Source organism: Bradyrhizobium vignae (assembly GCF_004114425.1).
Lineage (GTDB): Bacteria > Pseudomonadota > Alphaproteobacteria > Rhizobiales > Xanthobacteraceae > Bradyrhizobium > Bradyrhizobium vignae.
This window is the reverse complement of sequence record NZ_RDQF01000054.1, coordinates 1-13,338: the sequence shown is the minus strand read 5'-3', so window position 1 is coordinate 13,338 and position 13,338 is coordinate 1. Positions and strand designations below refer to the sequence as shown.

Genomic DNA, 13,338 nt, shown 5'->3' with positions numbered 1-13,338 from the left:
ACGAGCTCCGCCAAGGGAAACGCCAAGGGAAACGCAAAGGGAGACGAGGATGCGTCCGAATCATTCTGCCATCGGTGCGAGCCGATATCGCGCCATCGCAGGCCTGCTCGCATGTGCCGCCGCGCTGGTCGCTCCGGCCTTGCCGCTGCATGCCGACGAGGCGCAGCCGCTACGCCTCTGCGCCGATCCGACCAACCTTCCATTCTCGAGCGATAGTCCGTCGCAGCCGGGGTTCTATGTCGAGATCGGACAGGCCCTGGCGCAGGCGCTCGGCCGGCCGATCGCCTATGACTGGTACAAATCCTATTTCGGCAAGCGCACCGTGCGCGTCACGCTGCTCGGCAAGCAATGTGACGCCATGATCGGGCTGCCGCGCTCGGAGGATTTCATGGGACCGGCCGTGATCTTCTCCAACAGCTTCGCCAAGGAGGGCTATGCCCTCGTCGCCGCCAAGGGGCAGGTGCTCGGCGGCATCGACGGCCTCAGGGGCAAGCGCGTCGCCGTGCAGTTCGCCAGCACGCCGCAAAACCTGCTGGCGAGCCGTGACGACATCCAGAAGGTGACGGTGCTGTCGCCCGAGGAAGGCATGCAGGCGCTCGACCAGGGCAGGGCCGACGTCGCCTTCATCTGGGCGCCGGTCGCCGGCTGGCTGAACAAGACCACCTACAACGGCCGCTATCAGATCGAGCTCACCGAAGGTGAAGGTCTGTCGTGGGACGCCGCCATCGGCTTTGCGAAGACCTCGGCCGAGCTGCGCGATCGCATCGATGCCGTCTTGCCGCAGCTTCAGAAGACGATCGGTGAGCTCGCGGTGAAATATGGCCTGCCGTCCGGCGCGCCGGTTCGCTTCGGCGGGGCGCCGGCGGCAGTCACGACGGGGACGGGAACCGGAGCCGACGTTGCGCAGGTCGCCAATGTGGTGGCGACCGAAACCAAGGGCGATGCAGCCGCGCCACACGACGATGCCGTCGGTGCGGGCAAGGAGATCTTCAACGGAACCTGTGCCCATTGCCACGGTCCCGATGCGGTCCAGAGCGAGCGTAAGATCGATCTGCGGCTGCTGCGTCACCGCTACGGCGATGACATGCGCGAGAAGTTCTGGACGACCGTGCACGAGGGACGGCCGACCAAGGGCATGCCGTCCTGGAAGGAGGTCTTCACCGACGACCAGTTCGACAGCATCTTTTCCTTCCTGCTGACGGTCCAGTCCGAATCGAATGACTGAACGACCTTGACCGAACCCGATCGGGAGGATGTGGTAGCGTCCGTCCGGCACCATCCCGGCGCCGGACGGGGTCCGCATGGTTCTGCCTCTTCCGCTGTCGTGGTGGATGCCTGTACGGTGGACTATTCGGCGGTGCAGTCCTGTGAAGGCGCCATGACCAGCTTCCTGATCATCGACGATCATCCGCTGTTTCGCGAGGCGCTCGGCAATGCGGTGCGGCTGGCCCTGCCGGAGGCGCGGATCTTCGAGGCGATGTCGATCGAGGATGCCCTTCGTGTCCTGATGGCAGAGCAGGGCGAGGGCATCGACCTCGCGCTGCTCGACCTCCTGCTGCCGGATGCGACGGGCTTCTCCGGCTTTCTGCGTTTGCGCGAAGCTTATCCGCGCCTGCCTGTCGCCATCGTGTCGAGCGACGAGGACCAGCGCGTCGTCCGCGAGGCGCTGGAGCTGGGGGCTGCCGGCTATCTGCCGAAGTCGATGTCGAAGCGTGAGCTGGCGCAATCGATCGAGGGCGTGTTGAAGGGATCGGTGTCGGTGCCGAAGGATTTCGTGGCGGCGCCGCAGCGGCGGCGGGCCGAGGCCAGCAAGGCGCTCGAGGTCAAGCTGCGCGAGCTCACGCCGCAGCAGCTTCGCGTGCTCGATCTGCTGCGGCGCGGCTATCCGAACCGGCAGATCGCCCAGGAGCTTCAGCTCGCCGAATCCACGGTGAAGGCGCACATCACCGAGATTCTGCGCAAGCTCGGCCTGTTCAGCCGCAACAAGGCGATCATCGAGGTCGGCAAGGTGGACCTGCCGGATCCAAAGGGCCGGCCCTATGCGCGGGCCGACCGCGGGCGGCCGCAATGACGCGCGATGTCGTGCTTGACGTCGGGCTTAACCTGGATCAAGCCGGCCGGACTCGGCTGGCACATTCTCGTTCTCGTTCTTGCTTCGAACCCGGCAACGATTTGGGAATGGTTCATACGTGATGCGATTTCTGATTGTCGAAGACCATCCGCTGTTTCGCGAGGCCCTCGAGGGCGCGCTCCAGATGGTGGCGCCGGCGGCCGAGATCCTGCAGGCGACGTCGATCGACGGTGCGCTCGAGCAGGTCGCGGCGACCACCGAGCTCGACCTCATCCTGCTCGACCTGTCGATGCCGGGCACCACAGGTCTTTCGGGCATCATCCGCATCCGCAAGGCATTTCCCAAAATTCCCGTCGTCATCGTATCCGGGCATCAGGATCCGCAGATCATGTCCGGTGCCTTGTCGCTCGGCGTGTCCGGCTACATCCTCAAATCATCGTCCAAGCAGGATCTGGCGGAGTCGATCTGCGAGGTACTGCGCGGCTCGGTCTGTGTTCCCGCCGCCTATCGCGGATTTGTCCGCCCGCAACGCCCGTCCGGCCCCGCGCAGGATTTGCTGAAGCGCCTGCACGAACTGACGCCGCAGCAATTGCGCGTGCTCGAAATGCTCAAGCGCGGCCTGCAGAACAAGCAGATCGCCTATGAGCTGAAGATTTCCGAGACCACCGTGAAGGTCCACGTCTCCGACATCCTGCGCAAGCTGAACGTGCTGAGCCGCACCAAGGCCATCGTGGAAATGTCCCGGATCGATTTCGTGACGCTGGCAGCCGAGGGTGCCACGACCAGGCGCGAGCGGGCACAGCCGGATCAGCAGTGACGCGGTTATCTCGTCTCTGGCTCGCAGGTTGAGCGCACGCGAGCGATGATTTTAAGTTCAAATCATTGGCTTGATGAAATGTAAGATATTACCGGTACTGTGCATGGGGTTGTTTTGCGATATTTGATGTGAGCCCGCGGGCTAGCTCAGCAGGAACGACAGCAGCGCCCGCATCTCGGCAGGCTTGATCGGCTTCTTCAGCACTTCGAGACCGTGGAGGCTCGCTTCCTTCGCCGCCGTTTCGGAATAGTCGGCCGTGATGATCATGGCGGGCGTGTCGAGCTTCAAATGCTCCCGGACGTCTGCAATGGCGGACAGGCCGCTCTCGCCGTGATCGAGATGGAGATCGGCGATCACGGCATCGGGGGCGCCGCCGAGCTCGCCGAGGCGCACGAGCGCGTCCGCGGCCGATCGCGTGGTCGCGACGTCGCAGCCCCACCCCTCCAGCAGCGCGGCCATCGCTTCCGAGCCGTTCGGATCGTTCTCGATCAGCAGGATCTTGGCGCCTTCGAGCCCGCTATAATTGTAGTGCCGCTCGGCGAGCTTGACCTCCTGCACCTCGTCGCCGACCTCGGCGAGGTCGGCGGGCTCCAGCTGCAGGGTGAAGGTCGATCCCCTGCCGAGTTGCGACGACAGCCGCACCTCGTGCCCGAGCACGGTCGCGAAGCGGCGGACGATGGAGAGGCCGAGCCCGAAGCCGGCTTGGTCGGTCGCATTTGCCTCGCCGCGCTGGAATTCGCGGAAGATCGCGTCCTGCTGCGCCTGCGCAATTCCAGGTCCGGTGTCGGAGACCTGGACGCAGATCTGGTCGCCCCGCGGCCGGCATCCCATGACGACGCCGCCGCTGCGGGTATAGCGAATGGCATTGGCAAGCAGGTTCTGCAGGATCCGCCGCAGCATCATCGCATCCGACTTCACCGCGAGCTGTGAGCTGCGGATGCGCAAGGACAGGCCTTGCCGCGCGGCGATCGGTTCGAACTCGTTGCGGAGCTGCTCGAACAAGGGCGCCAGCGCGATCGCGCGCACCTCAGGCTTGAGCGCCCCGGCGTCGAGCTTCGCGATCTCCAGCAGCGACCGCAGCAGGTCCTCCAGCATCACCAGCGAACGGTCGGCCTGGTCGATGAGCAGGCCCGCCTCCTGTGATTCCATCATCTCGGTCAGTGCGGACAGGGTCAGGCGGGCCGCGTTGAGCGGCTGCAACAGGTCGTGGGTGACCGAGATCAGCACCGAGGATTTCAGCGAGCTTGCCGCTTCCGCCTGCTGCTTGGCGCGATAGAGACCCTCATTGGCGCGCTCGACCGAATGCAGCGCCTCGCGCAACTGGTGCGTCCGGTCGCGGACCTTGTGGTCGAGCGCGATGGCCGTCTCGAACAGGGAGAATGCGTTGAGCTGCTGGTCCATCGAGCGCTCGACGCGCGACATCAGCGCGGCATTGATCTTCCTCAGCTTCGCAGCTTCCCGCTGGAGCTGCTCGACGGTTTGCGGATCCTGCCACGTCTCCGTCACGCGGTGCGCCTTCCGATCGCAACCCCGGTGAAGGTCTGGTTCACATGCATCGAGCCGAACTGCTCGCCATAGGTGTGAAAGCCGACCACGCGGTTCTGCCGGTACAGTTCGGACATGTCGCGGGCGAGCTGGTGCTGCTCGGCGTCGAGCCGGCGGAGCAGGCACTCGAAGCCGATATAGAGCGAGACGTCTCCGATCTGGTCACGGATTTCGGCAAACGTCTCGCGGGTCGAGCCGACCAAGCTTTTCGACGATGCCGCCGTCAGCACCATGCCCTCATCGATAGCGCAGAAGAAATGCAGCGAGCCGTCCGGTTCGACGCGCTGGATCGAGCGCGCGTAATAGGAGCCGCCGACGCGCACCAGCACCGGGTGCGACGCAAAGGAGAACGGATCGAGCTTGGCGTCCATGATCCCGACCACACGCGAATATTCCAGTGCGGCAGGCTCTGCGTTCAGCTCCCTCACCGTCCGATTTTCGATGTCGGCCTCGGTCACGACCATCTTCTGCGCCTGCGGCTCGAAATTGTCGCACTTGAAGACGCGGAACGGCAGCGACGTGTTCAGCAGGATCAGCAGCGCGGCGTTGGTGTGCGCCTTGCGGTCGAAGAACACAAACGTCTTCTCGAAGCGCATCCCATCGCCCGCGGATCCGCCGACGACCGGAATGTCGTCCAGCGATGCATAGATCGCGGACATCACCGCTTCTTCGCGCCGGCACAGGCCGTCGATCAGGACCAGGCCGAAGGGACTGCCGCGGTCGACCTGCGGGGTAGCCCGCAACAGCTCGTGCCGGAGCTCGCCGCCGATCCGACGGCCGTCCTCGACGCGGAAGCTGTCGAGGTTGAGAATCGGCCGCACCGCCGCGGAGAACTCGGCGCGGCTGAACGCCAGCGCCACGACGCTGTTCTCGTCCCAGCCATCAGGGGCAAGCTCGCCCGCGGTGGTACAACCGCAGACCTGGGTCTCGTCGAATTGCCGGGTGATCTCGGCGATGAAGTGATGGGGGTCGTAGCTGGGGGAGAGGAACACCAGGATCAGCGCCAGCTCGTCGGACGGGAGCTGGGCCGCCAGTTCGGCCACGGCTTCATCGACGCTCGCAGCCTTCGACTTGGCCACGGCAATGCCAGGCGCACCGTCAAACCGAAAATCGGTTTGCCCCACTCCGTTTCTCCCCTCGAGGACCAGCTCGGTCTAACGCCAAGTGCCTGATAAGTATTCGAGAGTAAGGCGTTTTCCGGTTGGCTGCAACACGGCGCCCGACCCCCACAAGGCCGGGTGGAGGAGCTCTCCATCCAGAATGCGGGCTGCACGGATTTACCACCCCTTGACGATTATGCCTTAATTTTGCGCACGGTTCGGAAAGGGCTGCTTCCGGGCCGCAGAATCCTGCAAGAACATGAGCTGGGGGTTGGGAATGTCCGGGCGTATCGCGTCGCCGTCTAAGCGCACACTATTTCCGACCCTCAGGTTCCGCGCAAAAATCATCCTCGGCTTCGCCGCCGTGCTGGTGATCTCCGCCGGCAGCATGGCCTTCTCCTATTTCGGCTTCGAACGCGTCGCCTCCGGGGTCGGGTCGTACCGCAGCAGCGTGTCCGAGGCCGATCTTGCCCGCAACATCGACCGTGAGCTGCTTGCCTATCGTTCGGCCGTCAAATATTTCGTCGTCACCGGCAAGGAAGACGACGCCAAGGCGGCCCTCGTTGCTGAAGCCAGCCTGAAGGACGCCATCGGCCAGGCCGTCAAGGGTGCCAAGAAGCCGGCGCGGCAGGAGAGTCTCGACAAGCTCACCAAAGAATTCTCCAACTTCTCCGCGACTTTCGCAAAGGTGCTCCAGGCCAAGCGCGACAGTGCGCTGCTGGTGCAGAACCAGCTCAGCCGCAACGCCAACCTCCTGAAATACAAGCTCGACGACATCGGCAACAACGCGTCCGACGCCGAAGCACAGGCGATCGAGTTCGGCACCAAGCAGGTCAATGCCCAGTTCCAGACCGCGAGTGCGGCCGCGACCAATTTCGTGCTGACGTCCGATCAGGCGATCGCCACCAGCGCGCTGGCACGGCTGAAATTCGTCGAGAACTCGCTCAGCGCGGTCTACTCCATGGACGACAAGATCGTCGCCGGCCTGAAGGATGCCAGGGGACTGCTCGGTGCGTATCGCGAAGCGCTGGAGAAGCTGATCGCCAATGCCAAGCTGGTCGATGATCTCGTCAACGAAATGAACGGCTCGGCCGGTGCGATCCTGCAAGGCGCGACCGCCATGAAGGCGGACCTCGTCGCCGAACAGCAGCGGCTGGATTCGGAGTCGGAGGCGACCATCGGAAAGACCGAGCAGCTGGTGCTGATGCTGGCCGTCGGCGGCACGCTGCTTGGCGCGGTCTTCGCTTTCCTGCTCGGCACCGGCATCTCGCGTCCGATGATCGCTATGTGCAGGGCGATGCGCGAGCTTGCCTCGGGCAATTTCGACGTCGTGCTGCCGGGTTTGGGGCGCAAGGACGAGATCGGCGAGATGGCCGGCGCGGTCGAGGAGTTCAAGGTTCAGGCGGTGGCCAAGGCCGAGCGCGATGCCGCCGCCAGCGAAGTCCAGAACCGGGAGCAGGCCGCCGCGCGTCGCGCCGAGCTGATCCGCTTTGCCGACGATTTCGAGAGCGCGGTCGGCGCCATCGTCTCCAACGTCTCGGCCTCGGCCGTGCAGCTGGAATCGGCGGCCTCCACGCTGACGCGCACCGCCGAGACCACGCAGAGCCTGTCGAGCCAGGTCGCCGGCGTTTCCGAGCAGGCCTCCTCCAACATGCAGTCGGTGGCGACCGCGACGGAAGAGCTCTCGGCCTCGGTCGAGGAGATCGGCCGCCAGGTCCGTGACTCCAGCCGCATCGCCGAAGCCGCCGTGATGCAGGCCAAGGAGACCGACGGCCGCATCGGCAAGCTGTCGCATGCCGCCCAGCAGATCGGCGAGGTGGTCAAGCTGATCACCGCGATCGCCGAGCAGACCAACCTGCTCGCGCTCAACGCCACCATCGAGGCGGCCCGCGCCGGTGAGGCCGGCCGTGGCTTTGCGGTCGTGGCGAGCGAGGTGAAGTCACTGGCGAGCCAGACCGCGAAGGCGACCGACGAGATCTCCTCGCACATCACGGGCATGCAGGGCGCCACGGCCGAATCGGTCGCCGCGATCAAGGAGATCGGCGCGACCATCGGCCAGATCTCGTCGATCTCGACCTCGATCGCGAGCGCGGTCGAGCAGCAGGGCGCCGCGACGCAGGAGATCGCCCGCAGCGTCCAGACCGTCGCGCAGGGCACCCAGGCCGCAGCCACCGACATCGGCGAGGTCAACCGCGGCGCCGCCGAGACCGGCTCGGCTTCGGAAGAGGTGCTGAACTCGGCCAAGACGCTGTCGAGCGAAAGCACCCGTCTGCGCGCCGAGCTCGACCGCTTCATGGCGAATATCCGGGCGGCGTAGGGCGCACTGGTCGGGGATGACAGGGGAGAAAAAGCGCGCGTCTCACTCTTTCCCGAATGCCCGCTTCAGCTCTCCCTTGGCCCGTTCCAGCCGCGTCCGCTGCGTTTTCGGCAGCGTCTTGCCGGCGCGGTTGATGTAGAACGTCAGCATCGACAGCGCGGAGCGATAGGCGCCGGCCTTGCGGCGCCGACTGTGCTCGGCCGAGCGCTTCAGCGAGGCCGCGATCTTCTTGGGATCCTTGAACTTGAACACGCCGCGCTTGAGATCGAGCGCGTCGCTCTCCTGCGTCACCCGTTGCGACCAGCGCTTCGGTGCTGCACGACGACTTGACCTCTTGCGCGTCGTGCTCACCTTGCGACGCGCGCTGCTGCGCGCGCCTGTCTTTCGTGCGCCTGTCTTGCGTGAATGTGTCGTCTTTCTGACCTGAGCCATGCGTCAACTCCTTGGAGCTCAATCGGAAACGGGTGCTCTTGGAGACTGTTCCCGAGGGAACCGGGCCTCATCGCAGACGTTGTCGCAGGTGGCAGGCAGAATGCCGCACCCCCATGATCGGACCGACCCGTCCACGGCCTGTGAAGCGGGGCCGCTTCCATTGATCAGACGCAACAACCCGATGGAATTGCAGCAGAACCCAGCGCTGAACTATGCACCCGTAGTCCCGGCGGCGACCGCCACCGACCGTATCGTCGAGACCAGCATTCCCTCGCGGCTCGACGCGCTGCCGTGGAGCGGCTTTCATACCCGCGTCGTGCTGGCGCTCGGCATCACCTGGATTCTCGACGGGCTCGAAGTGACCTTGGCGGGTGCGCTCTCCGGCGCGCTGAAGCAGAGCCCGTCGCTGCATTTCTCCAATCTCGATCTCGGCATCGCCAACTCCGCCTATCTCGCCGGCGCCGTGCTCGGTGCACTCGGCTTCGGCTGGCTCACCGACCGCATCGGCCGCAAGAAGCTGTTCTTCATCACGCTTGCGCTCTATCTCTCGGCTACGGCCGCGACCGCGCTGTCATGGGATGTCGCGAGCTACGCGCTATTCCGCTTCCTCACCGGCGCCGGCATCGGCGGCGAGTACACCGCGATCAATTCGACCATCCAGGAGCTGGTGCCGGCGCGCTATCGCGGCTGGACCGATCTCGTCATCAACGGCAGCTTCTGGATCGGTGCTGCGATGGGCGCGGTGGCGGCTATCGTGCTGCTCGATCCCGCCGTAACCGGCCCCGATCTCGGCTGGCGCCTGGCTTATCTCATCGGTGCCTCCATCGGTCTCGTCGTGCTGTTGATGCGGATGTGGATCCCGGAAAGTCCGCGCTGGTTGATGATCCACGGGCGGCCAGACCAGGCCCACGCGATCGTCGACGACATCGAGCGTTCGGTGATCGGACGCGACCAGGATGCGAGCGAGGAGCGCTTTACAACGGTCCGGCTGAAGATGCGCGATCACACGCCGATCCGCGAAGTCGTGCATACGCTGTTTTCCGCCTATCGTCAGCGCGCGCTGGTCGGTCTCGTGCTGATGAGCGCGCAGGCGTTCTTCTACAACGCGATCTTCTTCACCTTCGCGCTGGTGCTGACCGATTTCTACGGGATCAGCGCCGATCATGTCGGCTGGTACCTGCTGCCCTTCGCCGCCGGCAACTTCCTCGGACCGCTGCTGCTCGGTCGCCTGTTCGACACGCTCGGCCGCCGTGTTATGATCATGTTCACCTACGGTGTCTCCGGGCTGCTGCTGGCGCTCTCGGGTTATCTGTTCACGATCGGCGTGCTCAGTGCGCAGGGGCAGACCATCGCCTGGATGGTGATCTTCTTCTTTGCATCGCCCGCCGCGAGCGCGGCCTATCTCACCGTCAGCGAGACCTTTCCCCTTGAGGTTCGCGCGCTGGCGATCGCGGTGTTCTATGCGGTCGGCACCGGCATCGGCGGCGTGATCGGGCCGGCGCTGTTCGGCGCGCTGATCGACACGGGATCACGCAACAGCGTGTTCGCCGGCTATCTGCTGGGGGCAGTCCTGATGATCGCGGCTGCGATCGTGGCGTGGCGCTATGCCGTCTCCGCGGAGCGCAAATCGCTCGAACACGTCGCGCGCCCGCTCGCCTTTATGGAGTAGACTGATGAAATCGGAACTTGCGGAAATGACGTTGGAGCAGAAGCGCACCATGCGGGATGACGATACGCCGGAAACGGTGCCGGTGCCGCATGCGCTGGTGCCGCATCTCGATGAAATCGCCATCCTGCTCGACATCGACGGCACGCTGCTCGACCTGATGCCGACGCCGCGCGAGGTGTGGGTGCCGCCGGGCCTGTCGGAAACGCTGAAGCATCTGACCGAGCGCACCTCCGGAGCGCTGGCGCTGGTCAGCGGCCGCTCGCTCAACGACATCGACCTGATCTTCGCGCCCGATGTATTCCGCGCCGTCGCCGGCCACGGCGCGGAGATGCGGCTGTCGGTGGACAGTGAAGCGGATGATGTCCACGCCCCGCCGCTCGACAAGGAGCTGAAGCGGCGCCTGGCCGCCATCGCCAAGCTGAGCCCTGGCATCCTGCTCGAGGACAAGGGCTATTCGCTCGCGCTGCATTACCGCCTTGCACCGCATGCGGAGAAGGCGATCTACGAATCCGTCTCGCTGATCCGCGCCGATCTGCCCAACGCGCCGATCGAGGTGCTGCCGGGCAAATTCGTTTGCGAGATCAAGCATTCCGGCTTCACCAAGGCGAGCGGTGTGCGCGAATTGATGAAGCACGAGCCGTTCAGCGGACGACGCCCGCTCTTCATCGGCGACGACGTCACCGATGAAACGGTGTTTGCGATCATGCCCGACATGGACGGGCTCGCCTTCTCGGTCGGCCGCCGCGCCATGGGCGTGAACGGCCACTTCGACGCGCCGAGCGATGTGCGTGCGTTCCTTGCGCGCCTGCTCGATCCGAGGTGAAACCAAGGCAGCGCCACCTTACAGACACGAATGCATTCAGCGCAGCGCATTGCGCGGCGCTATGAATGCTGCGGAACAGAAACGGAAAAGCTGTTTTGGCGGCGAAATTTGCCGGGTTCCGCAAGCGAAGCCAGTTCCAACGCACGCGCCCGATTTTGGTTTCAATTGGTTGAAACGATGATCCGGAACCATATTGATGAACGGCAGTTAAACGCGGTGGAATGAACAGGAGGGGACGACCTGTGAACTTGATCGTCGTTTCAAATCGCGTCGCCCGCGGCAAACCCAACGAGCCCATGACGGGCGGCCTTGCGGCGGCACTGCTTCCCGTGGTGGAACATTCTGGTGCGATCTGGGTCGGTTCCTCCGGCCGGGTGCGTGATGGCCATCAGAAGGAACCCTTCGCCGAGATCGAGGCGCTCGGGACGGGCGCGATTGCGACGCTGGATCTGCCGGCGGCGCATTACGGCGGTTATTACGAAGGCTTCGCCAATTCCGCGCTGTGGCCGGCACTGCATTCGCGCAGCGATCTGATCCGCGTCTCGCGCGAGGACTATGTCAGCTATCGCGAGGTCAATGCCTTCATGGCGCGGGCCCTGCTGCGCTTCCGAAAACCCAAGACCGCGTTCTGGGTGCAGGACTATCATTTCCTCGCGCTTGGTGCCGAGCTGCGCGAGCTCGGCGTCGATGATCCGATCGGCTTCTTCCTGCATACGCCGTGGCCCGTCGCCGCGGTGATCCAGGGCGTGCCCAACCATCGTGAGCTGATCACGGCGATGCTGGCCTACGATCTGCTCGGCTTCCAGACCGAGGAAGACCGCCAGAATTTTCTCGGCTATGTCGGCGGCGAACTCGGTCTCGCCATCGAGGACGGCATTGCGATCTCGCAGCACGGGCGCACGCGCTGCGAAGTGTTTCCGATCGGCATCGATGCGGAGAAGTTCGCTGCCTATGCCGCAAAATCGGCCTCGCATCCTGACGTGTCGCGCCTGCGCCGCAGCCTCAACGGCGAGCGGCTCGCGATCGGCGTCGACCGGCTCGACTATTCGAAGGGTCTCGTCAATCGCATCAGCGCGTTCGACAGGCTCTGGACCGAGCACCCGCAGTTTGCGCGCAGCATCTCGCTGCTCCAGATCGCCAACCCCTCGCGCGGCGGCATCGAGGCCTATGGCAATCTCCAGAACGAGGTCGCGCGCCTCGTCTCCGACGTCAACGGCCGCCACGGCGAGGTCGACTGGACGCCGATCCGCTATTTGAACAAAGGCTTCAGCCAGGCCGTGCTCGCGGGACTCTACCGCGCCGCGCAGATCGGCGTGGTGACGCCGCTGCACGACGGCATGAACCTCGTCGCCAAGGAATATGTCGCCGCGCAAAACCCGGCCGATCCCGGCGTGCTGGTGCTGTCGAAATTCGCCGGCGCGGCCAACGAGCTCGACGCCGCACTGCTGGTCAATCCGCACGACATCGACGGCATGGCCCGCGCGATCGCGATCGCCGCCGCCATGCCGCTCACCGAGCGCAAGATGCGCTGGGACGCGATGATGAAGAAGCTGCGCGGCCACACCATCCAGCAATGGTCCGCCGATTTCGTTGCCGGGCTCGAGAAGTGCCGTACCGAAAAGGCCGCCGTCGCCCCACTCGCAGCCCAGCCGCCGCAGGCGCTGCGCTGGCTGAGGTCGGCGATATCAGGGGTGCGGTTGATTTGACTTTCTTCTCCCTCGCCCCGTTCTTACGGGGAGAGGGTCGGGGTGAGGGGCCTGTTTCCGCAAGGACGGTGACAGTCGGATTCGCGACGCCTCCTCAATAGCAATACGACAGGCCATCCAGGATCGCGCATTGCGGCTTGTTCGGCGCGCTGGGATCGTCCAGCGGCACCACGCCCTTGCCCTGGCCGACGAACACGCCGGGCCCGACATGCACCGAGCTCTTGTTGCCGATGATCACGCTCTGATGCGGCGTCGAGCTCGAGCGGGTGCCGTCCGGCCAGATGATGGCATTCCCCGACAGCACCCCGCGCCGCCCGTCGTCGCAGCTGACGTCGACGCCTTGCCGGGTGCAGACCCGCCCCAGGGCCGGGGCGGCGAGGGCGGAGCCGAGGGCCGAAATCAGGCTCAGGGCGGCGATGGTCTTGCAGATGGTCATGGCGTCCCCGGTGGTGTTTGGCGGCTTCCCGTGAATCGTCGCGCCAAACCCGCCTGCGGTTCAGCCGGCAGGCGTGCCAAGGCACGTGTGGAGACCAGATATTATCCTGTAAATACAATAAGTTGCGGAAAAATTGCTCGATTTCCCCGCGATCCCTTGCAAAATCATCGGCGCCCCTTCAAGAGAGGGCGCTCCGGAGAGATGGCCGAGTGGCTTAAGGCGCACGCTTGGAAAGCGTGTGTGCGGGAAACCGTACCGTGGGTTCGAATCCCACTCTCTCCGCCATCCCACCAAAATGTCCGGCCCGGAGACATGGGTAACGAAACGTACCTAAGAGATGGGTGACAACCTCGTGCCGATCGGGTTGTCGCGGGGTTTCAAAGTCATCTGCTCCAAGTTCGCTTCAAATTGAGATGGCCTGC

11 protein-coding genes and 1 tRNA gene are annotated in these 13,338 nt (G+C 64.7%); 8 read left to right on the top strand and 4 right to left on the bottom strand.

Features of this window, described 5'->3' with window-relative positions:
- The first annotated feature begins 49 nt into the window (after positions 1–49).
- The 3 genes from EAV90_RS31265 (at position 50) to EAV90_RS31255 (ending at position 2,888) form a co-directional block, all read left to right on the top strand.
- Positions 50–1,225: a c-type cytochrome gene (locus EAV90_RS31265; protein ID WP_164937186.1), complete on the top strand. Its 1,176-nt coding sequence runs from the start codon at positions 50–52 to the stop codon at positions 1,223–1,225.
- 153 nt (positions 1,226–1,378) lie between these two features.
- Complete coding sequence (locus tag EAV90_RS31260; protein ID WP_122400491.1) at positions 1,379–2,071, top strand: response regulator; 693 nt, start codon at positions 1,379–1,381, stop codon at positions 2,069–2,071.
- Positions 2,072–2,192: 121 nt separating this feature from the next.
- Positions 2,193–2,888: a response regulator gene (locus tag EAV90_RS31255; RefSeq protein WP_164937185.1), complete on the top strand. Its 696-nt coding sequence runs from the start codon at positions 2,193–2,195 to the stop codon at positions 2,886–2,888.
- Positions 2,889–3,029: 141 nt separating this feature from the next.
- Here the strand turns inward: EAV90_RS31255 and EAV90_RS31250 are convergent, their stop codons facing one another.
- Positions 3,030–4,394, bottom strand: coding sequence for a hybrid sensor histidine kinase/response regulator (locus EAV90_RS31250; protein ID WP_129145652.1), 1,365 nt, complete (start codon positions 4,392–4,394; stop codon positions 3,030–3,032).
- Positions 4,391–5,557, bottom strand: coding sequence for an FIST N-terminal domain-containing protein (locus tag EAV90_RS31245; RefSeq protein WP_129145651.1), 1,167 nt, complete (start codon positions 5,555–5,557; stop codon positions 4,391–4,393). Before EAV90_RS31245 ends, EAV90_RS31250 begins: the two co-directional genes overlap by 4 nt.
- A gap of 253 nt (positions 5,558–5,810) precedes the next feature.
- Between EAV90_RS31245 and EAV90_RS31240 the strand changes: the two genes are divergently transcribed.
- Positions 5,811–7,850, top strand: coding sequence for a methyl-accepting chemotaxis protein (locus EAV90_RS31240; protein ID WP_129145650.1), 2,040 nt, complete (start codon positions 5,811–5,813; stop codon positions 7,848–7,850).
- A 42-nt stretch (positions 7,851–7,892) separates the two neighbouring features.
- Here EAV90_RS31240 and EAV90_RS31235 read toward each other — a convergent pair whose 3' ends face one another.
- Positions 7,893–8,282 carry a DUF3175 domain-containing protein gene (locus tag EAV90_RS31235; RefSeq protein ID WP_129145649.1) on the bottom strand — a complete coding sequence of 130 codons (390 nt, stop codon included), beginning with the start codon at positions 8,280–8,282 and terminating at the stop codon, positions 7,893–7,895.
- A gap of 181 nt (positions 8,283–8,463) precedes the next feature.
- On the opposite strand from EAV90_RS31235, the gene EAV90_RS31230 reads away from it, so the two are divergent.
- The 3 genes from EAV90_RS31230 to EAV90_RS31220 all read left to right on the top strand — a co-directional run bounded on the left by EAV90_RS31230 (position 8,464) and on the right by EAV90_RS31220 (position 12,480).
- Positions 8,464–9,951 (top strand): MFS transporter, encoded by a 1,488-nt coding sequence (locus EAV90_RS31230; RefSeq protein ID WP_162500535.1) that lies wholly within the window; start codon positions 8,464–8,466, stop codon positions 9,949–9,951.
- A gap of 4 nt (positions 9,952–9,955) precedes the next feature.
- Positions 9,956–10,774 (top strand): trehalose-phosphatase, encoded by an 819-nt coding sequence (gene otsB, locus EAV90_RS31225; protein WP_122400498.1) that lies wholly within the window; start codon positions 9,956–9,958, stop codon positions 10,772–10,774.
- A gap of 242 nt (positions 10,775–11,016) precedes the next feature.
- Complete coding sequence (locus EAV90_RS31220) at positions 11,017–12,480, top strand: trehalose-6-phosphate synthase (protein ID WP_162500075.1); 1,464 nt, start codon at positions 11,017–11,019, stop codon at positions 12,478–12,480.
- 94 nt (positions 12,481–12,574) lie between these two features.
- Here EAV90_RS31220 and EAV90_RS31215 read toward each other — a convergent pair whose 3' ends face one another.
- Positions 12,575–12,916, bottom strand: coding sequence for a hypothetical protein (locus EAV90_RS31215; RefSeq protein WP_129145648.1), 342 nt, complete (start codon positions 12,914–12,916; stop codon positions 12,575–12,577).
- 195 nt (positions 12,917–13,111) lie between these two features.
- Between EAV90_RS31215 and EAV90_RS31210 the strand changes: the two genes are divergently transcribed.
- Positions 13,112–13,201 (top strand) — tRNA-Ser (locus EAV90_RS31210).
- The last annotated feature ends 137 nt before the right edge of the window (positions 13,202–13,338 follow it).

What these genes read in the sequence shown, in the direction of transcription:
- EAV90_RS31255 (WP_164937185.1), top strand. Translation starts at nt 2,193, where the DNA reads ATGCGATTTCTGATTGTCGAAGACCATCCGCTGTTTCGCGAGGCCCTC.
- EAV90_RS31230 (WP_162500535.1), top strand. Translation starts at nt 8,464, where the DNA reads ATGGAATTGCAGCAGAACCCAGCGCTGAACTATGCACCCGTAGTCCCG.
- EAV90_RS31265 (WP_164937186.1), top strand. Translation starts at nt 50, where the DNA reads ATGCGTCCGAATCATTCTGCCATCGGTGCGAGCCGATATCGCGCCATC.
- EAV90_RS31215 (WP_129145648.1), bottom strand. Translation starts at nt 12,916, where the DNA reads ATGACCATCTGCAAGACCATCGCCGCCCTGAGCCTGATTTCGGCCCTC.
- EAV90_RS31260 (WP_122400491.1), top strand. Translation starts at nt 1,379, where the DNA reads ATGACCAGCTTCCTGATCATCGACGATCATCCGCTGTTTCGCGAGGCG.
- EAV90_RS31240 (WP_129145650.1), top strand. Translation starts at nt 5,811, where the DNA reads ATGTCCGGGCGTATCGCGTCGCCGTCTAAGCGCACACTATTTCCGACC.
- otsB (WP_122400498.1), top strand. Translation starts at nt 9,956, where the DNA reads ATGAAATCGGAACTTGCGGAAATGACGTTGGAGCAGAAGCGCACCATG.
- EAV90_RS31235 (WP_129145649.1), bottom strand. Translation starts at nt 8,282, where the DNA reads ATGGCTCAGGTCAGAAAGACGACACATTCACGCAAGACAGGCGCACGA.